Annotated in this window: 19 protein-coding genes; 11 read left to right on the top strand and 8 right to left on the bottom strand. The window is 68.0% G+C overall.

All coding sequences use genetic code 11. The features are described 5' to 3' along the window. Window positions 1–45: 45 nt before the first annotated feature. From WD271_05440 to WD271_05430, 3 genes are all read right to left on the bottom strand, one after another. Window positions 46–1,302 (bottom strand): O-antigen ligase domain-containing protein, encoded by a 1,257-nt coding sequence (locus tag WD271_05440; GenBank protein MEX1007271.1) that lies wholly within the window; start codon window positions 1,300–1,302, stop codon window positions 46–48. Then, a complete protein-coding gene (locus WD271_05435) occupies window positions 1,299–2,597 on the bottom strand; it encodes a hypothetical protein (GenBank protein ID MEX1007270.1) in 1,299 nt (432 codons plus the stop codon). The genes WD271_05440 and WD271_05435 overlap by 4 nt, the downstream gene beginning before the upstream one ends. 332 nt (window positions 2,598–2,929) lie before the next feature. Further along, entirely contained in the window at window positions 2,930–4,447 is a 1,518-nt protein-coding gene (locus WD271_05430) for a hypothetical protein (GenBank protein ID MEX1007269.1), read from the bottom strand. A gap of 276 nt (window positions 4,448–4,723) precedes the next feature. Here WD271_05430 and WD271_05425 point away from each other — a divergent pair, with 276 nt between their 5' ends. The 7 genes from WD271_05425 to WD271_05395 all read left to right on the top strand — a co-directional run bounded on the left by WD271_05425 (window position 4,724) and on the right by WD271_05395 (window position 15,793). Further along, window positions 4,724–5,302, top strand: a complete 579-nt coding sequence (locus WD271_05425) for a sigma-70 family RNA polymerase sigma factor (GenBank protein ID MEX1007268.1) — start codon at window positions 4,724–4,726, stop codon at window positions 5,300–5,302. 116 nt (window positions 5,303–5,418) lie between these two features. Continuing rightward, complete coding sequence (locus WD271_05420) at window positions 5,419–5,865, top strand: hypothetical protein (protein ID MEX1007267.1); 447 nt, start codon at window positions 5,419–5,421, stop codon at window positions 5,863–5,865. Further along, window positions 5,865–7,940, top strand: a complete 2,076-nt coding sequence (locus tag WD271_05415) for a glycosyltransferase (protein MEX1007266.1) — start codon at window positions 5,865–5,867, stop codon at window positions 7,938–7,940. The genes WD271_05420 and WD271_05415 overlap by 1 nt, the downstream gene beginning before the upstream one ends. 1 nt (window position 7,941) lies before the next feature. Then, entirely contained in the window at window positions 7,942–9,849 is a 1,908-nt protein-coding gene (asnB, locus tag WD271_05410) for an asparagine synthase (glutamine-hydrolyzing) (GenBank protein ID MEX1007265.1), read from the top strand. A 27-nt stretch (window positions 9,850–9,876) separates the two neighbouring features. Further along, complete coding sequence (locus WD271_05405) at window positions 9,877–12,054, top strand: bi-domain-containing oxidoreductase (protein MEX1007264.1); 2,178 nt, start codon at window positions 9,877–9,879, stop codon at window positions 12,052–12,054. 116 nt (window positions 12,055–12,170) lie between these two features. Next, a complete protein-coding gene (locus tag WD271_05400; protein ID MEX1007263.1) occupies window positions 12,171–14,045 on the top strand; it encodes an alginate lyase family protein in 1,875 nt (624 codons plus the stop codon). A gap of 299 nt (window positions 14,046–14,344) precedes the next feature. After that, window positions 14,345–15,793 (top strand): sugar transferase, encoded by a 1,449-nt coding sequence (locus WD271_05395; GenBank protein MEX1007262.1) that lies wholly within the window; start codon window positions 14,345–14,347, stop codon window positions 15,791–15,793. Window positions 15,794–16,112: 319 nt separating this feature from the next. On the opposite strand, the gene WD271_05390 is transcribed toward WD271_05395, so the two are convergent. From WD271_05390 to WD271_05380, 3 genes are all read right to left on the bottom strand, one after another. Further along, a complete protein-coding gene (locus WD271_05390) occupies window positions 16,113–16,445 on the bottom strand; it encodes a hypothetical protein (protein ID MEX1007261.1) in 333 nt (110 codons plus the stop codon). A gap of 196 nt (window positions 16,446–16,641) precedes the next feature. Next, the gene (locus WD271_05385; GenBank protein MEX1007260.1) at window positions 16,642–17,049 is read right to left on the bottom strand and encodes a DUF5655 domain-containing protein; all 408 of its coding nucleotides are present in this window, start codon (window positions 17,047–17,049) and stop codon (window positions 16,642–16,644) included. After that, window positions 17,046–19,343 carry a hypothetical protein gene (locus WD271_05380; GenBank protein ID MEX1007259.1) on the bottom strand — a complete coding sequence of 766 codons (2,298 nt, stop codon included), beginning with the start codon at window positions 19,341–19,343 and terminating at the stop codon, window positions 17,046–17,048. The genes WD271_05385 and WD271_05380 overlap by 4 nt, the downstream gene beginning before the upstream one ends. Window positions 19,344–19,454: 111 nt before the next feature. Here WD271_05380 and WD271_05375 point away from each other — a divergent pair, with 111 nt between their 5' ends. Then, window positions 19,455–20,207, top strand: coding sequence for a phosphatase PAP2 family protein (locus WD271_05375; GenBank protein MEX1007258.1), 753 nt, complete (start codon window positions 19,455–19,457; stop codon window positions 20,205–20,207). Here the strand turns inward: WD271_05375 and WD271_05370 are convergent. After that, window positions 20,106–20,765 carry a response regulator transcription factor gene (locus WD271_05370; protein ID MEX1007257.1) on the bottom strand — a complete coding sequence of 220 codons (660 nt, stop codon included), beginning with the start codon at window positions 20,763–20,765 and terminating at the stop codon, window positions 20,106–20,108. The genes WD271_05375 and WD271_05370 overlap by 102 nt on opposite strands. A gap of 91 nt (window positions 20,766–20,856) precedes the next feature. On the opposite strand from WD271_05370, the gene WD271_05365 reads away from it, so the two are divergent. From WD271_05365 to WD271_05355, 3 genes are read left to right on the top strand one after another with little or no spacing between them, the layout of a single operon-like run. Next, window positions 20,857–21,531, top strand: a complete 675-nt coding sequence (locus tag WD271_05365; GenBank protein ID MEX1007256.1) for a hypothetical protein — start codon at window positions 20,857–20,859, stop codon at window positions 21,529–21,531. A gap of 4 nt (window positions 21,532–21,535) precedes the next feature. After that, on the top strand, window positions 21,536–21,949 hold the full coding sequence (locus WD271_05360) for a hypothetical protein (protein MEX1007255.1): 414 nt from the start codon (window positions 21,536–21,538) through the stop codon (window positions 21,947–21,949). A gap of 13 nt (window positions 21,950–21,962) precedes the next feature. Beyond that, on the top strand, window positions 21,963–22,256 hold the full coding sequence (locus tag WD271_05355; protein ID MEX1007254.1) for a prepilin peptidase: 294 nt from the start codon (window positions 21,963–21,965) through the stop codon (window positions 22,254–22,256). Window positions 22,257–22,263: 7 nt separating this feature from the next. On the opposite strand, the gene WD271_05350 is transcribed toward WD271_05355, so the two are convergent. Then, window positions 22,264–23,957, bottom strand: a 1,694-nt coding sequence (locus tag WD271_05350) for a DUF11 domain-containing protein (protein MEX1007253.1), incomplete at its 5' end; no start/stop codon positions are given.

Genomic DNA, 23,957 nt, shown 5'->3' with positions numbered 1-23,957 from the left:
CCGCGCAGAGGGAAGGAGATTCAACGCCCATCTCCAGCCCGTCGTTCATTGACCACCGGTCGCACGAGCCGGCAACAAGTTGGCCGGAGCCTGAGCAGGCGCCGGCGCTTTCTCGAGCGTCAAGAGGGACGCCGCGACCGTCAGGTCGAGCAAGTAGGGCGACACGTCACCGAGCCCAGATTCGGTGTACGAGGCGATCATGCAATACACGATGATGAACAGCGCGAGCGCGGTGGCACCGCCGCGAGGACGGAACGCAGCGAGGAGCAGCAGGAACAACAGGGGGCCGGCAACGAGTGCGTCGCCGATCAGACCTTGATCCATGTAGACGGCGAGCCAACTGTTGTCGATGGGAAGTCCGTCGAACGCCTTGTTCGACAAGCCGGCACCGAACCATCGATCGAGCTCTGAGCGCGGCGCTTCGATCACCCGGTTCCACACCTTCGTCCGGCCGGTCAACTGTGCGATCTCCTCGGATGTCTGACCTCTCGTGAACCAGCTCTCGATCGCGGGAGCGAAGGGGATCGCCGCGAGGCCGATCACAACAAGAGCGATGACGAACGTTCGTCGCGCCCGTCGCAGCACCAGGAAGAGACTGACTGTGGCGACGGCCACGCCGACGACGAGTCCGAGCGTCGCGGTGCGGGTGTGCGACAGGACGATGAGGAACACGCTGCCCCCCGCGACGACGGCCGCCAGACTTCCCCGTATCTGATGGGCGAGCCACAGCACGATTGCCATACCGGCAGCGATCGCCGCGTAATGAGCGACTTGGGGTGGTGGAATCGGGTAGAGGTACCCGTGGAGTCGTTGATCGGAATAGGCGCCGCCCGGCGAGATGAGGAAGCCGAGCGCGACGGTTGCCTCGACCGCGAGCAGGCAGCAGAGGTGCCAGCGCGCGAGAAGGAGATCCCGTCGTCCCCACCAGGGCGTCAGCAGCCACAGGACGGCAACGAAGACAGCAAAGCGCACCTCTCGCACCATCGTCCCGGGCCCGTTACCGAGCCGGATGCTGGAGATCAGCGAGAATCCGACGAGAAGCGTCGTCAGCGCGAGGAAGACGTTGAGCTTCACGACGTGACCGCGATTCACGAGGAGCGCGAGCACGAAGGCGAGGGCGAGGGCACCCTGGGTCAACCCTTTTCCGACCGGCGGCGGGATCGACACGAACACCGGGTGAAGGGTTGTGAACGCCAGGCCATTGAACAGCAACAGCCCCCAGATGACGCCGACGGTTCGATCATGCCGGCGGTCGGTCGCGACATCGGACCTCGATGCGCGGGGCGCGAGCAGTGCGCTCACGACGCAACGTTTTGGCTCGGAACGTCCGTGCCGTCGGCGAGCCGCGAGAAGGTTTCACTCCGGCCGGTCGAGAAGCCCAGGCTGTCGTCGTACCTACTGGCGTCCGCCAGCACGACGGAGTGGACCTCGATTCCGGCAGCCTCGAGCATGTCAGACGTTGCGCACAGGGTGTTCACCGTCGAACGTCCCGCGGTCACGAAGACCACGGATCGTGCTGCGAACTCCCGGAGATGATCCGCTCCAACCGCAGGATCCAGCTTCGCGAGCGCGATCACGGTCTCCCTGCTGTTCGAGACCGGCGGCCGGATCGTGACCGCCGGCGCGGTTGCTCTAGTTGCGCCTCGTGGTCGAACATCCCGGGTGACACCGAGAACGGCGAACGGCAGCCCGGTACCCGTGAGGTCGACAAGGGCCACGCGGGACCCTCGCTTGTCGAGCGAGATCGTGAGGAGGCACGCAGCGAGCACGCCGACGTCGAGGCTGTCGACGGACACGATCGCCAGGGCGGGCGCGTCGGATGGCAGCGCTTCGAGCAAGTGTTCGTCGATCGTCCGCATTCCGAGGCCTGGGTTCCGGAGCCTCGACCGCATTGCGGAAGCTCTCCCGAAGCGCCGGACTCGGATCCTTCCGACGCTCCGCGCCACCGGCGCACGGAGCGCTCGGGCGACATCCTCACGGCGCCAGACACGATTGGACGTGACGGACAGGAGCACGACTGCGCCGATGCCGATGAGCAGTCCGGCGGCCAGTCCGGACGCCATGTTCCTGAGCAGCGCGAAGACGTTCGACCCCGATGCCGGGCTCGCCGCATCGATGACCCCACTGCCGTTGACCACCAACGCGCTCGAGATCGCGTTGGCCTGGATCGAGTTCTGGAGCGACAGGATCTCCGTGCTGAGCTGCGCTCGTCGCTGGAGCAGTTGATCCAACTGTGGGTCTGCGGTCTGACCCGGGTTCGAGATCGCGCTCGGAGAGAGCGAACTGACCGTCGTCGTCACCGAGTCGAGCTCGGTCTGGAGCGCGCGCGTGCGACCTTCGAGCGCCTTGCCGACCACCTCTGACTGTCGCTGGTACACGTGCTGACGGAATGCGAGGAACGCGTGCGCCACGGCATTGGCGCGCCGGACCGCGTCCGAATCCGACGACCCGGTCGCCGTGATGTTGAGCACATCGTCGCTCGGCGCGGTTCCGTGGTACTCCGATCGAACCTTGTCGGCGGACTCGTGGAGGTGGAGCGACTCGGTGAGCTTCTTCACGACCGTGTCCGTCTCGAGCAAACTCAGATCGGTGGCCATCGCCCGGGTCGGATCTGCCCCTGTCCCGTGCTTGAGCAGAATCGTCGTGCTGGCCGAAGCGCGCGGGGGGTACGCCTGCGAGAACACGGCCGCGCCGACCATCCCTGCGATCGCGAACGCACAGATCCACCTGATCCGCCGTTTGAGGGAAGTCAGGATGTAGTGCAGGTTGACGTATCCGCTGGTCGAGGTCGACTCGCTCCGACGTAGGGCGTCGAATTGGGGCGAGACACCCCCTTGCGCGTCGGACTGCGTCCAGGGCTCGACGCTCAGGGTGTCACGCCCCGTCCCGCGCTCGTCGACAAGAAGGAAGCCTGCGGAACGCGACCGGTTCACGCCGATCTCCCCGCGATTCCCGTGATCCGCGTCGGAGGCGCGGTTGGCGCGGTCACGGGATCCTGAACGAGCCGTCCGCCCGATTCGTCGTGCGGGTCGGGATTGACGACGATCGCGCCATTCGGCGGGTGACCGGCGTTCGCTGCGGCCAAGGTGACCGCGACGATGGCGTCTCGGGTCGCGAAACCCGCGGTCACGCAGATGAGAAGACCGGAGTTCGCGCTCCAACCCGGCAACTCGATGACACCTTCCGCCACGACGACGGCGATCACGACATCGGCGTCGAGAGTCGTGGACTCGAGAAACACTGGCCCGTCGTGCATCGAGAGATTCGGTCGGATCGCCTGAGCGTGCTCTTCGGACGAGTTGCAGATCGACCTGAGGCTTGTCGCGCTGGGGTGCCGCGTCGCCACACTGAGGATGGTGCGCTCGCCGATGCTTGCACTGCAGACGGCCACCTTGGCCGTGACCACGAGCGCGTTCGCATCGCCCGCCAGCGTGACCAGCGTGATCTCTCTGGGCCCATCTCGGTCTTGCCGGTTGAGGCGCTGGAACATCTGACGACTCAACCACTCGTCGAGGACGCTGGGTTCGTAGCCGCGTAACCACTTCGACCACGCACGAGATTTGATCGGGGTTGCGGTCAGCGACGCGACGACCGGAGCGCCGACCGCGTGGGCGATGTCGTCGCGGCTCCGAAGGCGTCGGTCATGGGAGTTGATCCAGAGCGCCACCACAACACCCAGCAGGAATCCGAACAGCACCGCGAGGAAGGTGGGTTGGATCACCCGGAGTGCGGACGGGCCCGAAGCAGCGGTGGCGCGCTCGAGCACTCGAGTGCCGTTGTTCGCAAGTGCGCTCCCGAGTTCGGTGTCACCGATTCGAGCGTTCACCCCGTCGACTTGTTGCGCGGTGTCGGTCAGACGAGCCTGCAACCTCGCCAGGACGGCGCTCTCGCTGACGGCGTCGGGTGTTCCGGGCTGGACCGGCGCCAATCGCGCCGTGTGGTCCGCGATCTGCGCTTCCAGATCATCGGATTTGGCTCGCAACTGCGCCGCTTTGTCCTGGAGCGCGCCGACCGCGGCCCTGGCGTCATCGGAGAGCGCTCCCGTCGAGTAGTCCACGTAGCTGTGCGCGACGGCGTTGGCGAGCGCAATGGCGTCCTTTGACGAATGCGCCCGCGCCCGAATGGCGAGAATATCGGTGGTCAACGCGGAGACGTCCACCTGCGCCTTGAAGTTCAGCGGCGTGTTGATCGCGCGGGCGGCCCCGGCCAGTACGGGAGCGCTCGAGGCGATCAGCACCTGGGTGTCGACGTCGCGCGCCGGCCGGCCGCTGGAAGCCGATGCTGTCGGGGGGAGCAGCACGAGCGATCGCGCCGTCTGCCAGCTGGGGCGCGAAGGGGCGTAGACGAGTCCGACAACCGCTCCGAGCGCCGTCAGCGCGACGACGACGCGCCAGCGTCGCCCGATGGCGCGGAGAGCGCCCCGCGCGTCGACCGCGCCGTCGGTCATCGCATCACCCCCTCTCGCGAGCACCCGACCTCCGGGGAGTGGGACGCGCGCGGCCTCGGTACCCCAGAAGTCCGCACGTCCATCAGAGCCTGGGCGGCGCCGAGAGATACAGCGACTCTGGCTCCTCGGGCAGGAACTGGGGTCCGGTCTGGGGACAAACCGGTGGAGAAGTTGTGGAGAAGTCGTCGGATGTAGCAACCTAACGGGTGGGGCAGAGACCGAAATCAGGTTCTTGTGGAGGGGCGGAGAATGGGCGGGGAATCCTTACAGTCGCGCGTGCCTGACGTATGGCCGGTTGCCGAGCTCGTCACGGCCGCCGCCAACGGTGACGTCGACGCGTGGAACGAGCTCGTCGAGCGCTTTGCCGGCATGGTCTGGGCGGTCGCGCGAAGCCATCGGCTCAGTGCGGCCGACGCTGCCGATGTCTCGCAGACCACGTGGCTCCGCCTGGTCGAGCACCTGGGTCGCATCGAGCAGCCCGACCGCGTCGGCGCCTGGTTGGCGACAACGGCGCGGAACGAGTCGCTCCGCGTGTTGCGCATGGCCAAGCGAACGATCCCGAGTAGCGACGAGGCAGTCTTCAGCGTCGGCTCGGTGGACGATGTATCAGCCGACACCCGGCTACTGACCGATGAACGTGATGGGCAGGTGTGGGCTGTGTTCAACCGACTGCCCGTACGCTGTCAGCTGATCCTACGGCTCCTGATCGGCGAAGAGGCCCTGAGCTACCGGGATCTCGCGCAGGCGCTGGAGATGCCGATCGGCAGTATCGGGCCGACGCGTGCGCGATGCCTCGAGCACCTCCGCCGGCTCGCTACGAGTTCGGGTATCTTTCTCGAGGAAGGACCCTCTTGATGTTCGATGCAACGAGCGCGGGCATCGCAGGGAGAGAGCCTTCGTAACCGATCGACGCGGTCCGCGCCGCGTGTTGTCCACGACCCTTCAGGTGTCGCGAACGCCGGGGTGCAGTGGTGTCCCCCGAACTGAGGGACTGGCCCCTGAACGACCGCGAGGCACCCCCCCGCTGGGTGCTCGATGACGCACGCCGCGCGTTCGACGAGCGGGCTCCTGGCGACGAACTCCTCCTCTTGGTCTTCGATTCGCTGCTGAGCGGGGACACGACTGACGAGGATGTCGACCTGTCGAACCGACACCTCCTGTTCGTGGGGCCGGGGCTCGGAGTGCTCGTGATGTGCGCGGCCACGCCCAATGGCTTCGTGCTCGCCGGACAGGTGCTGACCGCAACCCGGCCGGAGGCGATCTTCTTGCAGCGCCCGGGCCAACCGCCCCTGCGCGTGCGCGTGTTGCCACACGGGGGGTTCCAGTCGCCTGAGGTGCCCAAGGCTCCGGTGCGCCTGCGCATCGTGCCGAGCAGGCCGGGAGCACTCGCGGTCCACACAGAATGGGTGGGGCTCTGATGCCCGCCCGGCGGTTCCTCGGACGTCTGGCCGCTCTGTTTGCGGTGCTGCTCACGGGCGGCGTGGTCACCGGCGTCCTCGTCACCGGCCCGCTGGGTGCAGCGACGAGCCGTGATGTCGATTCGCCGACGACGCACTTCATCTCCTCACACTTCGCATCGCTCGATGAGTCCTCGCTGAACGCGATCAGCTGGTGCGGCAGCCTCCCGGTCACGGCGATCGTCGCTCTGGCTGCCGGTGCCTGCTTCGCGTGGGCATCACGTTCCGTCGCACCGCTCGTGCAGTGCTGCAGCGCGTTCCTCGGCGCTGCCCTGCTCACCGTTGCGGTGCGCCTCTTCGTGACTCGGCCCCAGGCGTACGGACCGGCCAAGGGCTTCCCGTCGGGTCACGTGCTGCTCGCCGTGACCGTCTTCGGATTGCTCGTCGTGCTCGTCGTTCGTTCGGCGCTTCCCCGCGCCCCGCGACTGGCGATGGCGACGGGACTCGGCTCGATCGCCGTCGCGGTCGCGTGCGCACGACTCCTGCTCCTCGACCACGTACTGAGCGATGTCGTCGTCAGCATCGTGCTCGGATCCGCCTGGGTGGCGGTGGTCGCCACGATCCCCTGGCGCCGGTCGAGGACCGGGACCGAGGTCGTCGGGGACGCCGGCTCCCGGATCGAGGTATCTGACGAGCGTGCGGTGACTCCTGACAGTGAGCACGCGCTACCCCGGGCACTGACCGAGCCGGCGCGACGAGGACCAAGAGGTCGCAGCTTGTCTCGCACAACCCCTGGACTCTCGAGCCTGCCGAGCGGCCGTCGACGGCGCGCTCGCCGAGCCCGAAGACCCCGGGCAAGGCGGAGCGTTCTGATCATCGTCCAGAACTTGCCGGTGCCGTTCGACCGCCGGGTGTGGCTCGAGTGTCGGGCCCTCGCTGCGGCCGGTTACGACGTTGCCGTCGTCTGTCCGAAGGGACCCGGTGATCCGTCGTTCGACGTGATCGACGGCGTGGCCCTCTACAAGTATCCCGCTCGCACCTGGTCCTCCGGGGCGGCCGGGTTCGTCGGCGAATACGCGTATTCGTTCGCGATGACCGCGCGTCTGGTGCTCCGTAGGTGGCGCGCACGGCGCTTCGACGCGCTCCAGACGTGCAATCCGCCCGACATCTTCTGGCCACTCGGGATCTTCTTCCGGTTGGTCGGTGGCACCCGCTTCGTCTTCGACCATCACGACCTGTGCCCGGAGCTGTACGAGTCCCGCTTCCCGGGCGGTTCGCGTTCGCTGTACTGGGGTCTCCGGCTGCTGGAGCGCTGCACGCATCACACCGCCGACCATGTCATCGCCACCAACGCCTCGTACCGTGAGATTGCCATCGCTCGTGGCGGGAAGGACGCTTCCGAGGTCACGATCGTGCGGACGGGCCCGAACGCAGACCAACTGCGACGGCGGGCCGCGAAGCCGGATCTCAAGCGTGGACGACGGTTCCTCGTCGCGTACATCGGTGTGATGGGTCCCCAGGATGGTGTCGACATCGTGATCCGTGCCGCCGATGTCATCGTGCACACATGGGGTCGGGAAGACATCAGTTTCACGTTGATGGGGTCTGGCGATTGCTTCGACGATCTGGTGCGGCTCCGCGCCGACCTCGCGCTGCAGGACTACGTCCAGCTCACCGGCCGAGTACCCGACGATGTCGTTGCCGACGTCCTCTCCACCGCTGAAATAGGCCTCTCTCCCGACCCGAAGAATGCGCTCAACGACGTCTCGACGATGAACAAGACGATGGAGTACATGGCGTTCGGTCTGCCGGTGGTTGCGTTCGACCTACGGGAGACCCGAGTGTCGGCTCGGGCTGCGGCGGTCTACGCACAGCCGAACAAAGTCGGCAGCTATGCCGAATCGATCGTTGCGCTGCTCGACGACGAGCCGCGACGCAAGACGATGGGGGCGTTCGGCCGAGCTCGGATCGTGGACGAGCTTGCCTGGAACCACCAGGCCGAAGCCTATGTACGCGTCTACGACACGCTGCTCGGCCATGAGCAGACCAGCACGACGATCGAACCGCTCGACCGTCGCCGCGAGCTGACGGCCTGACATGTGCGGAATCGCCGGAAGCTACCGGTGGCCGGGCGGTGCGGCCGTCGTTCAGTTGATGAGCGAACACCTTGCGCACCGAGGTCCCGACGCAGCCGGGTTGCACCGCTCCGAAGGCACGTCCGACACCTGTCTGGCCCATCGCCGACTCTCGATCATCGACCTGAGCGCTGCCGCGAACCAGCCCTTTTCCAAGGGTGGCCTCACCCTCGTCTACAACGGCGAGCTCTACAACTACCGCCAGCTCAAACGCGAGTTGGCGAGTTGCGGGGTGTCCTTCACGACGGCATCCGACACCGAGGTGGTGCTCGAGGCCTGGCGGCGCTGGGGTCACCGAGCTCTCGATCGCTTCCGGGGCATGTTCGCGTTTGCCCTGCTCGATGACGCAACCGGGCACATGGTCCTGGCGCGGGACCAGCTCGGGATCAAGCCGCTGTACTTTCTCGAGCGCAGCGGCGGCATGGTCTTCGCGTCCGAGCTCAAGGCGCTCGTCGCGGCGCTCGGCCCGGACCTCTCGGTCGATCCCGGCGCCCTCGTGGCATCGCTGCTGTACTACTGGGTCCCGGACCAGCGGTGTGCCATCCGCGACGTGCGGAAGCTTCCACCCGGATCGTGGGCCGAGTTCCGCCCCGACCGGGAATCTCGGGTTCGTCGCTACTGGAACGTCACCGACGTCGCCGCCGAAGCGGCCCAGGGACCGGCGGTGGATCTTCGTCCCGTCATCGAGGAGTCGGTCGCCGCGCATCTCGTGAGTGACGTCCCGGTGTCGAGCTTCCTCAGCGGGGGCCTCGACTCGAGCATCGTGACCGTGTTGGCGAGGCGCCGCGAGTCGAGCGTCGATGCCTACACGATCACGTTCCGTTCCGACGACCAACGTCGTGAGGCGATGCCCGACGACGCCGTCTACGCGCGCAGAGTCGCGGCGCAGTACGACATCGACCTCCACGAGATCGAGATCGCTCCCGACATCGTCGAGCTGTTGCCCACCATGGTGGACATCCTCGACGAGCCCATCGGTGATCCGGCGGCCATCAACACTCTGCTCATCTGCAGCGCGGCGCGCGATGCCGGCGTCAAGGTGCTCCTCTCCGGCATGGGCGCCGACGAGCTGTTCGGCGGCTACCGCAAGCACCTTGCGTGCGTCACGGCTTCGCAGTATCGGAGACTTCCCGCGCCGGTCCGCAACCGTGTTGTGCGACCCGTCGTCGGGCACCTTCCGGTCGCGGTCGGCGGAAAGGGGTTGCGCGGGCCGCGCTGGGCGAAGCGGTTCCTGACGTTCGCAGACCTTCCCGAGGAAGCAGCCTTCCGGAGGAGCTACACGCTCTATGACACCCAAGAGCTGATGTCGTTGGTCGGCCCGGACCTCTTGCCGTACGTCGGCGATGTCGTCGCCGAGCACCAAGCGATCTACGACGACACGACCCTTCCCGACCACGTGAATCGGATGTGTCTTGCCGACACGCGGATGTTCCTTCCGGGGCTCAACCTTGCGTACACCGACCGCGCGAGCATGGCGGCCTCGACCGAAGTCCGTGTTCCCTTCGTGGATGTCGAAGTCGTCCGGTCCGCATTCTCGATCCCGGGCGCGGACAAAGTGCGAAACCGGCGCGGCAAGGTGGCGCTCAAGGAGGCGGCGTCCGCCTGGTTGCCCGACGACATCATCCATCGTCCCAAGGCGTCGTTCGGTGCGCCGATACGCGCCTGGATCTCGCGTGATCTCCGCGAGATGGTCGATGACCTCGTCGTATCGGGAGATCTCGTCGGCGCGGGCTACGTCGAACGCTCCGGCGTGCAGAGGCTGATCCAAGAGGAACGAACGGGTCGTGAGGACCGGGCGAAGCAGATCTGGCATCTCCTCACTCTGGAGCTGTGGTACCGCCATAACCGAGCGCTCGGCGTGCGAGGCTGAGCGTGATCCCGTCATGGATGTGACGACGTGAAGCTGGTAGCGCAGAACTATCAGTCGGGGGGCCTCAGCGTGCTCGATGTCCCGCCACCCGCGTGTCGGCCCGGTGGCGTGTTGGTGGGGTCGCTCTTCTCACTCATCTCGACAGGAACCGAGATGATGAAGGTCAGGGAAGCCCAGCTCTCGCTGGCGGGAAAGGCGCGCGCGCGCCCCGATCAGGTGCGGAAGGTGGTCGACTCGGTGGCGCAGCTCGGACCGGTGGCCGCGTACCGGAAGGTGACCAGTCGTCTCGATTCGTACACGCCGCTCGGTTACTCGCTGTGCGGGGTCGTGATCGAGGTCGGCCCCGGAGCCGACGAGTTCGCGAAGGGGCAGCTCGTCGCCTGTGCCGGCAACGAGTATGCGCTCCACGCCGAGGTCAATTGGGTTCCGACGAACCTCTGCGCGGCGGTTCCGCCGGGTGTCCCGGCACGGCTGGCGGCGTTCGCCACGGTGGGGGCGATCGCCATGCACGGCGTTCGGCGGGCCGAGGTCCAGCTCGGGGATACGGCATGCGTCGTGGGCCTCGGCCTGGTCGGGCAGCTCGTCGTGCAACTCTTGATCGCGTCCGGTGTTCGTGTGGTCGGACTCGACGTGGTGGGTGATCGGTGCGCCCGAGCCGAACAGGCAGGCGCGCTGATCTGCGCGAACCCGGAGGACGCGGGCATCGATCGGATCGACCGTTGGATCTCCGATACCAACGGCGGTCTCGGCGTTGATCACGTGTTTCTCGCAGCAGGTTCGGCCTCGAGCGAGCCCGTCCATGCCGCGGCCCGCCTGGCGCGCGATCGGGCACGCGTCGTCGACATCGGCAAGTGCCGCCTCGACTTGCCGTGGAACGAGTACTACGAGAAGGAGCTCGATGTTCGCTTCTCCCGCTCGTATGGCCCGGGACGCTACGACGACCGGTACGAGCTCGACGGCATCGACTACCCGGCTGGATACGTCCGATGGACGGAGCGTCGCAACTTGGAGTGCTTCCTCGACCTCGTTCGGACAGGAGCGATCGACGTCGACTCCTTGGTCTCGGCGGTGTTTCCCGTCGAGCAGGCCGTTGAGGTCTACGAACGCCTCGACGGCGGCGCACTCAAGGGAGTGGGATACCTCTTCCGCTACGCGGCGGCGACCGAGCCGTCGCCCGCGACGGTCTCGATCTGTACCGACCGGACGGCGTCCACGCCCCGGCCCGCCCCGCGACGCTCGGTTGGTTCCACCCTCCGGATCGGCTTCATCGGGGCAGGGAACTACGCGACGTCGATGCTCCTGCCCCATCTCGACGGCACCACCGGCGTCGAGCTGGTCCACGTCGCGACGCGGACCTCGCTGAGCGCCTTCAACGCACAACGCCGCTTCGGTTTCACACGCGCCTCGACCGATCCCGCAGACATACTCGACGACGAGACGATCGACGCAGTGTTCATCGTGACGCGTCACGATTCGCACGCCGATTTCACGTGCCGCGCGCTCGAATGCGGCAAGTCGGTATTCGTCGAGAAGCCGCTCGCACTCGACACCGACGAGCTGACACGCGTCCTCGACGTTGCCGCGTCGTCGGGAAACGACCGCGTCATGGTGGGCTTCAATCGCCGCTTCGCTCCGCTCCTCGCAGAGTTGACGACCCGTTTCGGCCCGCTCGGAGGCGCGGCCTCGGCTCGCTACCTCGTGAACGCCGGGCCGCTCGAGACTCGAAGTTGGTACGCAGACGACGAGCGCGAGGGCTCACGATTCGTCGGTGAAGGCGGACACTTCATCGACACGCTGAGCTGGTGGCTCGGTTCACGGCCCACGCAGGTACACGCGATGCGCGCCGGGCACGGTGACGATCTGCAGATCACCATCTCCTTCGACGACGGATCGATCGCCGGTCTGACCTATCTCACGAATGGCAACGCTCGCTACCCGAAGGAGACGATCGAGATATCCGCCTCCGGTCGGACGGCACGGCTCGACAACTTCCGGCGTGCCTCGATCTGGGCGGGTCGTCGGCGCCGAACCATGTACGCGCGGGGTTCGGTCGACAAGGGGCAACGTCAGCAGGTCCGACAATTCCTCGACGCGGTTCGATCGGGCGGACCGATGCCCATTCCTCTCGCATCACTGGCCGCGACGACGAAGGCGACCCTGGCGGTCGCTCAGAGTCTCGCGACTGGCGAACCGCAGCCGACATGAGCGGAGCGCGACTCGGGTGGTACTGGAGACGCGTGAAGCGAATGTCTCCGGGCGAAATCATGTGGCGGGGGCGCGACGAGTTTCGGCGAATGGTGTGGAGGCGAAACCAGGTCCACGTGGGCGAGGACATCGGGCCGGCACCGACAATCGGGGCGCGCCGGTTCCCCACCTTGCTCCCACCCGGATTCGCCGACGCGGCTCCGACCGCTTCCCGGCAATCGCTGCTCGAGAGTGCGGATCGGCTCCTGGCGGGTTGCTGGTCGGTCCTCGGAACACGGCGGATCGATCTGGCCGAGCCCGACTGGTTCCACGATCCCGTCACGGGTCGGCAGGCGCCGCGCGATCGATGCGCGTTCCTCGTCGATCACCGCTCCGAGCTCGAGACGGGGAACATCAAGCAGGTATGGGAGCTGTCACGCCACCACCACATCACGCTCCTCGCCGCGGCCTGGGCTCTCACCGAGAACGATGCGTACGCGGAGCTCGCAGCTCGACACCTCAACTCGTGGTGGGCGCAGAACCCGTTCCTGTCGGGGGTGCACTGGACCAGCGGCATCGAGATCGCCATCCGCCTCGTCGCGTGGACCTGGGTGCGACGCCTCCTCGACGGTTGGACGGGGGCGCCGGATCTGTTCGAACTGAGCGAGTCGGCAGCATGGCAGCTCTACTGGCATCAGCAGTACCTCGCGGCGTTCCCGAGCCGGGGCTCGTCCGCGAACAACCATGTGATCGCGGAAGCGGCCGGTCAACTCGTCGCGAGTTGCGCGTTTCCCTGGTTCTCCGAGAGCGAGCGTTGGCGCACGGTGGCAACGCAGCTGCTCGAGCAGGAGGTCGAACGCAATACGTTCCCGAGCGGCCTCAACCGCGAGCTCGCATCCGACTATCACGCATTCGTCGCGGAGCTCTGCCTGATCTCCGCGGCGGAGGCGGACGCTGCGGGTCATCCGTTGAGCGCGCCGACGTGGTCGCGCATCGTGCGGATGGTCGACGCCGCCGCCGCCATGCTCGACGAGGCCGGTCGTCCACCCCGCCAGGGCGACGGCGACGAGGGCCGCGCACTGGTCGTCGATGGCGACGGCGTCAGCTGCTGGTCCTCGGTGCTCTCCGTGGGCTCGGTCCTGTTCGGCCCCCAACCCTGGTGGCCGGACAGTGAGCCGAGCGTCGCCGCCACGGTGATCGGGGCCCTCGGCGCACCGCGCCGCGACGCTCTCGATCGACACATCTGCCGCCCATCTCACTTCCGCGATGCGGGCATGACGATCCTGCGAACCGATTGCGATGACGGCCCCGAGATCTGGTGTCGCTGTGATGGCGGCCCCCACGGGTTCCTGTCGATCGCGGCTCACGCGCACGCCGACGCGCTCGCAATCGAGGTGCGCCACGGCGGAGTCGATGTGCTCGCGGACCCCGGAACGTACTGCTACCACGGCGAACCCGAGTGGCGTGACTATTTCCGATCGACGCGTGCCCACAACACCGTCGAGCTCGCAGGTGTCGACCAATCCGTGTCGGGCGGTCCATTCCTCTGGCTGCGGCACGCCGGCGCCTCGAGTCGAGTTGTCGAGCGGGACGACGGTCTCGACGAATGGTCGGCCCACCACGACGGCTACCTTGCGCTGCGCCCACCCGCTCGGCACCGGCGAACCGTGCGTGTCCTTCGTTCTGCTCGCCGGCTGGACATCATCGACCGCATCGAGACCACCGGGACCCACTCGCTCCGTTTGAGCTTTCACCTGGGTCCGACGGTCCGGGCCGAGCTCACCGGCGCCATCGCGACGCTCGAGTGGCCGACCGACGGCGGGCGCGCACGCGCCGTCCTCACGTTGCCCGATCGGCTCCGGTGGACCGCGCACCGGGGCGAGACCGACCCGGTGCTGGGCTGGTATTCCCCGCGGTTCGGCACGAAGACTCCATCCACCACGCTGGTCGGGCGTTTCCGTTGCAACGGATCCCCGGTCGATCTCGTGAGCAGCATCAGCCTCGATGCGTGAGCTGACCTCCGGGCGCGCCGTCTCGTCACCTCGGCGGTGTTCACCCAACATTTCGTATCAGTCCGCTTCGGCGCTGCTCCTTCCTTCGGCGGGCAACTCGCGAATCTTCGGTGTCCAGTCGCTCTGACTGGGCGGCATGAAGAGGCAGCACAGTGGCGACGTTTGGGGCAATTGGGCAACCCGAGGAGGTTCGGGCAGGCACTCCACTGGTCGCGGCACACGTCCCGACGCTGTCACCGCCGCTCACGCGCCCGTCCAGCCGGAGACGCGGGTGGGGATCGACTCGCCTCCGGGCGATCTTGGTAGCCCTGGATCTGCTCGGCGTGGTCGCGGTGTGGACGATAACGGTGATCTCCATCATGCCCGCAGCGTCGTCGATGCGCAGGAACCTGCTGATCGGAGCAACCTTCGTCGTAGCCGTCAGTGCGGTGACGATGGCGTTCTTGGCGTCGGAGCGCCTGTACCTCGCGAGGGTGTGCGCCGTCCGAGCAGTCGAGATGAGTCGCCTACTGCGTAGCGCAGCGATCTCTGCCTTCGCGGCAGTGCTGTTCGGCAGCGCTCTCGGGGTCGACGTGACCGCCCTGCTCGCGATCGTCGCCGCAGTCGCGCTGTTCGCCGTACTCACCCTGCTCCGCAGCGGCTATGCGGTCTGGCTACGCCGTTGCCGTGCACGTGGGCGGTTCTGTCGCGACGTCGTCATCGTGGGCACGAACGAGGAAGCCGCCGACCTCTGCCAACTTCTCGAGACGCAGCCCGAGCTCGGCTACCGCGTCCGCGGGTTCGTGGGCCCGGGCGACGAGTGGGCGCTCCTCGGAACCGAAGTGCCGTGGCTTGGTCCTACGCGGAATGCTTGCAACATCGCGCGCGATCTCGATGCCGGCGCGATGATCGCGGTAACGGGATTGCCGGCGCCGGAGATGAAGCGTGTGACCCGGGATCTCCTGGCTCGAGGGGTCCACGTCCAGATATCCACGGGTCTCGCGCGAATCAGCCAACAGCGGTTCCGCGCGCTGCCCATCTCACACGTACCGCTCTTCTATATCGAACGGCCCACGCTCGCGGGGTGGCAGCGGAACTTGAAGCGCTTGATCGACGTCTCGCTCGCGTCGTTGGTCCTTGTCCTGTCAACGCCCTTCCTCGCGATCGCCGCCATCGCCACCAAGCTCGAGGACCGGGGAGCGGTGCTGTTCCGCCAGGAACGCGTCGGCCTCGACGGAAAACGGTTCACCCTCCTGAAGCTGCGCACGATGGTGTCGGACGCATCAAGCCAGCTCGCTCTCGTCAAGGCGTACAACGAGCGCGAGGACGGGCCGCTCTTCAAGATGACCGACGACCCTCGCGTGACCCGAGTCGGTCGTTTGCTGCGGGCCACGAGCATCGACGAGCTCCCCCAGCTCGTCAACGTGATCCGGGGTGAGATGAGCCTCGTCGGGCCGCGGCCGGCGTTACCCGACGAGGTGGCGGAGTTCGACAACGAACACCTGACGCGGCTCGGTCTTCGCCCCGGGGTCACGGGGCTGTGGCAGGTCGAGGCGCGGCACAACCCGTCGTTTCAGATCTACCGTCGCCTCGACCTCTTTTATGCCGAGAATTGGTCGGCACGAATGGACGCGACGATCCTCATGCGGACGCTCGCGACTGTGGTGGGACAGGCGTTCAGCGCGGTCCGGCGAGAGAGCAGCGCGCCCGAGGAGCCCGATCTGGATGAAACCTCGTCGATCGCGGTGGGTCCCCGCGTCTCGATATGAGCGGGCGCGCGCACACACCCGCGCGGCCACGCGTGCAGCCGATGCGGGGCTACGCGTCGGTTGACGCTGCGGGATCAGCGTCGCGGGTTGCCGATGTATGCCTGGCCGCCCGAGCCGAAAGTGCCTTCCGTGCCCCTTCGACGACTTCCGCGGGAACCGGGTCACTCACGTCTGCTTCTTCAACCAGGGCCTCGGCGGCTTCGTCGGATGCAGCAGGGTCTCTTTCGGTTTCAGGGGGCATCCTCACTGCTCTCATCGACCCGGAAGAGTAGCGCGCCCCACTATCAGTTGTGCGATCGCCACCGAGCGCCTGAAGAGCTCAGTCGCGTTCGACGTAGAGCAGCGTGGCCGGGGCTGGATCGTGCTGCAGCGCGTCGCTGAGCTCCATCCTCCCGTCACCCGAGCGCGCCATGATCTCCTGCATCACCGCGCCGAGATCGTCGGCGTCGAGCTCGTAGATCGCGAGGTGCTTCGGCACCGACGGGTCGGCGGGCGCGAACCCCGCGCTGACCAAGTCGAACCGGCGCGCGCTCACGATGCCCGGTATCTCGCAGAGCTGCGGGATGTGCGTGTTGTCGTACCACTTGTGGAACTCGTCGGTCCGGGACTCGTCCGACGCCTGCGACTGCACGAAAAATATTCCCTTTGGCATACGCACATGCTCTACGACCCGGCGCGATCGCGCAACCGCACGAACGCCTCCACCCAGGCCACCTCGTCGGCGCTGGAGCGGAGCGAGAGCGGCGGGCGACGAAGGCGACGTGGTCGTCCCGGCGGCGTCGACTGTTTTGGCGTTGCCAGGTCGCGCATCTGACGACCTCGTAACGCCAAAACGGGAAGGGGAAGGCTTAGAACGCGAGGCACGACTCGGTGAGGAGCTCGCGCAGATCGTCGTCGACATCGGTGGCGCTCCGCAGGCGGAAGAAGTAGGCGAAGCGGCCGCGAGACACCACGATCCGGCGAGACACCCGCGGGTCGTCGATCGGTCGGGTGAGCATGATCGACAGCTCCACCCACTTCTGCTTCGGGCGCAACTCCACGAACGTGCGCCGCCGCTTCACGAGGATCCCGACGGTCGCGGCCTCCACGTCGACGGTGCCCACGGTCTGGAGGTGCCCGACCACCGCGTCGTAGATCTCGCGCTCGTACGCCGGTCGCGCCGCGAAGTAGTCGTCGACCGCGGCCACGGGCAGGCACACGTGGGACTGGTTCGTGCGTCCGAACCTGCGATCGCACTGGGGGCACGTCCAGCTCATGACCGCACCAACTCCTCAGCCGCGCTCGGCACGAGCCTCGGCACGAGCAACGGTACGAGCGTGCAGATCAGCACGCCCAGCATCAACCCCGGCACGGTCACACCCGCGTCGTTGAGGCCGTAGCCGAGCACCGCGAGCACACCGAACCCGATCAGCGCGGCACGGAGCTCGGGGACGCGCTCCAACAACCGCACCAACTGCCGCGGCGGCCACCAGAGCAGGTACGCGACGAACGCGACCCCCACCACCACCAGGTACCGGAAGCTCGACGTGGAGAGCGAGTCGAGGTTGTGGCTGATCTTGCGCTGCACGACGTCGGTGAACGCGGAGAACCCCTCGTCCTGGATCTGCTCGATCAGACGCCCGAGATGGCGCCGGCGGCCGGACACCTTCTGCAGGTCGACGACCGTCACGGCCGCCAGCGCGACCAGCGCCGCGCTCACGAACGCGACCACCGTACGGACCCGCACCCGGATACCAAGAAGCAGGGCCGCGGTGATGCCGTACGCGGGCACCATCGACAGCACGCCGCCCACGTCGGCTCCCCACATGGGCGCACCGTCGGCAGCCAGCGCGACCGCCATCACACCCACACCCCACCACGCGCCGCGCCGTCCACCGATGCGGTGCGCGAGCAGGCCCGCGAGCAGGATCGCGGCGGATGCGAGCGCCGCATACGCGGCGTTGCCGAACCCGATGAAGCGGCCCGCCACCGACGGCGAGAAGCCGAGCGCGCTGTTGAACTGGAGCGGGTTGCCGAGCACCACGTCGATCACGAGCACGGCGACGAGCACGCCGAGCCCGATCATGACCGAGTCGAGGTCGCGTCCGCGCGCGACCGCACGGTACGACACGCCGAGCGCGATCGACCCGACCAGCAGGAACAACCAGTACGCGGCAGCGCCGACGTCGTGGAACGGGAAGAGCCGGGCGAGGTACACCGCGGGCAAGTACGCGAGCACGACGCACGCGCAGACCGGCAACACGACACGCAACCGTCGCAGGCCCGGCCGCCACAGTGCGAGCACGGTCGCGACGGCGAGCGCCGCCGCCAAGCCGATGAACACGTTCGGAACCGGGTTCACGATGCGCACGCGGAACGTCGACGCCTCGTTGCCGTCCACCAGGAAGTCGCGCCGGTCGGCGGCGCTGCCCCCGCCGTCGCCCACCTCGACCGGCCGCCCGCGCATCGAGTCGGGGCGAGGCACGCCGAGCAGGTCGAGCACCGTCGGGCCCATGTCCATGAGCTGCACGTACCCGGTCCGCTGGGTGGTGCCCGAGCGCAGCAGGCCCGGCTCCAAGCCCGGTGCGCGCACCGCGGCGATCGTGAGCACGCTCCCACCGGACGGCGCCGCCGGCCCCACGAGCACGACCGCGTCGCGCGCCGGGTCGACGCGTTCCATCAACGCGCCGACGAGCGCGTCCGACGCGCGGAGCGCGCGGCCGAGCACCGCGGCGCGCTGATCCGACGACACGAGGTCTCGGTACGCGTCGGCGCGCACGAGGTCGGACGCCTCCACGAGCACCACTGATTTCGGTGTCCACACCGCATCGAACGCGTCGATCACGAGGTCGACGTCGAGACGCACGCCGAACGCGGCGTTGGGGTCGTCCTCGAGGAGGTCCTTGCTCACCTGCCCCGCGGGCACCTTCCCGTCCGACGTCATGAGCGCGGTGACCGCCTCGCGGCGAAAGCGGCGCGAGGCGTCGTCGGCGGGGTCGTCGCTCTCGGGTGCCGGCGACGGCAACTCCACACCGTCGCCGTTCGCGATCACCGCGCGTGCGTAGCCCGCGGCATCGAGCGCGTCGCCGAGCGCGCCCACCTCCGCCTCGAAGTCGGTCGCCTCGTTGGCGTCGACGATCTGCGGGAGCCCGAGATGCACCAGCCCCCGCGACGCGTCGGTGCCGGTACGTCGCAGGAAAGCCTGCCGCGCGGTGCCTGCGCCCACATGCTCGTCCACCACGAACGCGGCTCCGTCGTCGGCCGTGCCGGATCCGACGGCCTTGTCGCCCGCGCTCAGCGTCGCGTAGCCGCCCGCGAGGTCGGGCCGGATGCTCGGTGCCCGCACCGACAGGTCGGCGACCGCCGAGCCGTCGAGGAGACGCTTCAGGTGGGGGACGTCGTCGCGATCCGCCACGTCGCTCCACGACACCCGTGGCAGCGAGACGATCAGCACCCGGTCGACGTGCGCCCGAGACTCCCGAGCCTCGGCCGCCCCCGCCGCCGCCCCGGCCGCGCCCGTGAGCCCGGCACCGAGCGCCAAGACCGCCGCCACTACCAGCCGCACCCGCACCCGCAGCCCCTCCCCGATCCTTGCGTCGAGGGAGCGTACCGATGGAGTCGGCGCTCGCGGTCGCGGCCAAGATGGAGGATCGTTCTTCTTGCGCTCTTCGGTCCCCCAGTCGTGCTCGGCGTGTTCGCCGCGTTCGCGTTCCAGCGGTGGCCCTCGGGGGCGCAGACGGCGACGGCCTGGGCGCTCGCGTGCGCGGCCGCGGGCACGCTGATCGTGGCGGTGCTCGCCTGGCTCGTGACCACCCACAACGCACTCGTCGACCTCGACCACGACATCGCGGCATGGGGCATCGAGCACGCAGACGACGTCGGTCGATCGCTGCTCCGCACCGTCACCCGCCTCGGCTCCACCGAGGTGGTGGTGATCGCCCTCGTCGTGGTGGGTGTGATCCAGCTCGTGCGGATGCCGAGCGTGCGGCTCGCGACCTTCATCGTCGCGATCGGGGCCGGTGAGTGGCTGCTCACCCGCGAGGTGAAAGACCTCGTCGACCGGGCGCGTCCCACGGTGACGGCCGGTGCCGCCGCGCTCGGCGCCGCGTTCCCGAGCGGCCACACCGCGGGCACTGCCGCCGTCTACACCGCGATCGCGCTCGTCCTCGGGATCGGGCTCACTCGACGCACACGGGCGACCCTGCTCGGCGTTGCGTTCGCGCTCGGCGTCGCCGTCGCCGCGTCACGCGTGCTGCTCGGCGTCCATTGGCTGAGCGACGTGGTCGGAGGGCTCGCGCTCGGCTGGGGTTGGTGCGCGCTGTGCGTCGCCGTCTCAGGACGAGCGTTGTTCGATCAACCGGACCGCGGCGGCGCGGTCGGCGACATGGAGCTTGCGCATGATGGCCGACACGTGGGTGCGGACGGTGGCGGGTGACACGAACAGCGCGTCCGCGATCTGGGCCGTCGAGTAGTCCTTGCGCATCAACTCGAGCACTTCCCACTCGCGGTTCGTGAGGCGATCAGCAGAGTCCCTGCCCACCAGCAGATCCAGCGCCCGACCCCGCGCGTTGAACTCCTCGACGACCCGCGCCACGAGGGTCCGCGGGAGCGCCGACTCCCCCCTCAGGACGCCCTTGAGCACGGCGGGAAGCCGCTCGAGGTCGATGTCCTTCAGCAGGTAGCCGCACGCCCCCGCGTCGAGCGCCTCGAAGAGGGTGACGTCGTCCTCGAAGTCCCCGTACATGACTACCGGTGTGGCGGGCACGAGCTCCGTGATCTCGATGGTCGCCCGGATACCGTCACCGGGGAGGGCGGGGTCGAGAAGCACGATGTCGGGTCGTTGTTCTGTCACCTCCCGCACCGCACCGGCGGCATTCCGCGCCTCGCCGCATACATGAATGCCAGACCGCTCGAGCGCTTCACGGAATAGCTCGCGAGTGGGCGCGTGCTTACCTGCAATCACCACTCGCAGGCCGCCCTCTGGTGATGTCATCGCAGACGGAGCTTAATTTAGGAGGCTGTGCCGCCTGGCCGTCACTCCGACCGCGCCGTCACGTTGTGACCGGGCAGGGCAAGATGTATGCGTGAACTTCGTCGGTCACATCGCCGCCGGACTTCGCGCCCGTGCCAGCAGCGACGACCCTGCCTTCCTCGTGGGCACTGCGCTGCCCGATTTCGCGGCGATGGGGAGGACGCGCTTGGGGCCGGCAGAAGGCGCTCTCGGCGGCGGCATCGCGCTGCACCACGCGACCGACCAAGTCTTCCACTCCGAACGGTGGTTCCTCGAGCTCGAAGCCGAGCTGCGCAGTTGTCTGCTGGACGACGGCCTGCCCGACGGTGCTGCGCGCGCGTGCGCGCACGTCGGCCCTGAGCTACTCCTCGACGGCGCGTTGCTCGACGACCCCACGATCGCGCGCGGCGTGACCACCGTGTACAGGAACATCGCCTCACCCGACGACGACGTCGTGCGTCTCGCGCCTGCCGACGAGCGCGACCGCTGGCGCACGCACCTCGAGGGCGTCGCGACTCGCCTCGACCCCTTCTCGTACCGCGACGCCGTGATCGTGGCTCGTCGTCTGCACGCGATCACGTCCCGGCGGCCCCGCCTCGCGTTCGACGACTCGCTCGTCGACACGGTCGCGGTACGGATGACGGCGGTGCAGCCGCGCGTCGCGTCGTCTTCGACCCAGGTGCTCGACCGCGTTGCCGGTGCAGTCGCGGGCACTCACCCGCGCCGCCGTTGGCGAGTTCGGAGGTAGGGAGGTGGAGATCACCACGTCGCTGCTGTGCGACCACGTGCAAGTGCGCGACGGTCTGCTGTTCGTGCTCTCGGGCGGGATCACGCGCATCCGCCGAGCGTCGTACCCCGCGCAACTTGGGGTGGGATTCGCGCTCGTACTCGAGCTCGAGCGGATCGAGGCCGAGCGCAGCCACGGGTTCGCGCTCGTCATCATCGGTGAGGATGGCGAGGAGGTCGGGCGCGTCGCTGCCGATATCCAGGTAAACGATTCCACGGGAACCTACGCCGGAGAGCACATCCAGGTGCCGCTGGCCATCGACATGCACGGGGCGGTGCTCCCGAAGCCCGGCGCGTACGAGCTGCACATCTACGTCGACGGCGAGCTCCGCCGCACCGTCCAGTTCTGGGCCGAGGAAACTCGCGAAGGACCGGTGTGACGCGCCCGCCGCGGTGAAGACCGCGATCGTGGTCGCCGTCGCGGCCGTGGCGGGCGCCCTGCTCGGGTCGTTCCTGAACGTCGTGATCCGGCGCGTGCCCCGGCACGAGTCGATCATCACGCCCGGCTCGCACTGTCCTGCCTGCGAGACGCCGCTGCGCCCCGTGGAGCTCGTGCCCGTGTTGTCGTGGCTCGCGTTGCGCGGGCGTTGCCGCACGTGCGGCACCCGCATCTCGGCGCGCTACCCCCTGGTGGAGCCCGGCACCGCGGTCATCGCCGCGCTCGCCGCGCTGCTGCTCGTGGCCTGACGGCCACTTACAACGCGAGCCCGCGGCGCCCGCGGCGGGTCACCATCACCAGGAGCACACCGAGCAGCAGCGCCACGAACCCGACGAGACCCCCCAACAGCGAGTTCGTACCCGTGAAGGCGAGCGCTGTCACCTTCGCCGGCGGCGGCGGCGGCGGCGTGACGATCACTTCCGAGACGACGACCGGGGTCTGCACCTCGGAGTAGTTGTTCGTGTTCGCCGGGTTGCACGTGATGTCCGTGGGCGTCACGACACACGGCGCCTCGTCGTCAGGACTCGTCACGACCGTCTTGTTCGTGACCGGCTGCCCCGACGGCGTCCCCGCCATCGTGACGTTGATGCGAATGAGCACCGGCGGATCGCCGGCCCCGAGCAGACCCTTCAGGATCGTGCAGGTGAGCTGCTGGCCAACGGGCGGGCTGCAGCTCACACCCGCTGCGAGCGGATGGAACGACACGAATGTGATGTCGGTCGGCAGCACGTCGATGACCGTCGCGTCCACCTGCGCGTCCGACGGGCCGAGGTTCCGCACACTCAACGTGTAGGTGAAGCTCTGGCCCGGGATCACCGAGGCCACGTCGGCGGTCTTGACGACGGCGAGGTCGACGACGCTGATGACCGATGTGAGCTCGTCATCGGTGTTGTTGTCCGGGTTCCAGTCGGGCTGGTCCCCCGACACCTCCACGTGGTTGTCGAGGGTGTCGGTACCGACGGGCGCGCCCGGCAACACCGTGACCGTGATCGTGAAGTTCACGAACGCAGCGCTTGCGAGGTTCCCGATCTGGCACGTGACCACACCCGCCGCGTGCTGGCAGTCCGCGCCGAGCGACGTCGACACGAACGTGGTGTTCGGGTCGAGCGTGTCGGTGACCACCACGCCCGTGGCGTCGGCCGGTCCGTGGTTCGTGACCGTCACCGTGTAGGTGAGCTGGTTGCCGGCCACCACCGGGTCGGGGTCGTCCGACTTTTCGACACCCAGGTCGGGCGACGTGTTGGTGTAGGTGCAGCTCACGTCCTGACCGGGCTTGAGCGCGATCGACGTGACACCGGTAGCCAAGGTCGCGGAGTCACCCTGGCCGAGACCGGTGCAGTCGAGCGCGGTGAGCTTCCACCCCGTGACCGGGTTCTCGGTGACGGTGTACGTGGTCCCTGGGGCGAGACCCGGGAACGTCTTTACGTTGGACAGCGCGTTGTCGGTGTCGTCGTCGAGGGTGAACGACCCACCGAGGTTCGTCGTCGCGAACGTGAAGTTCTGCGCGTCCTGCGGAACGGCCACCTTGGTGATCGTGATCGACCCCTGCTTCGCATTGGTGAACGTGCAGACCACCGCATCGCTCGAAGCGACGCTGAACCCGGCCTGCGAGTCGTAGGAGAACGGGGTGCCGTTCTTCGTGCACACCGCCGACCCCGCAGCCCAACCCGCCGCCAGGGCCGACTCCGACACGAAATACGGAGAACCGGTCACCACCGTCTGCGCGCCCGTCGTGCCGTTGCCGAGCCCGGTCACACCCGTCTGGTTCACCTGGTGACCCGACCCCGTCGTCCCGATGTTCAGATCCACCGTCGGCAGCTCACCCGACGCGCCACCCGACCACACCTTGTTCACCCTGATCGTGCCCGTCTGGCGCGTGTTCGTGAACGTACACACCACCGCATCGCTCGAAGCGACGCTGAACCCGGCCTGCGAGTCGTAGGAGAACG

This window comes from Acidimicrobiia bacterium, assembly GCA_040880805.1.
Classification (GTDB): domain Bacteria; phylum Actinomycetota; class Acidimicrobiia; order IMCC26256; family DASPTH01; genus DASPTH01.
This window is presented reverse-complemented; position numbering and strand designations above follow the sequence as displayed.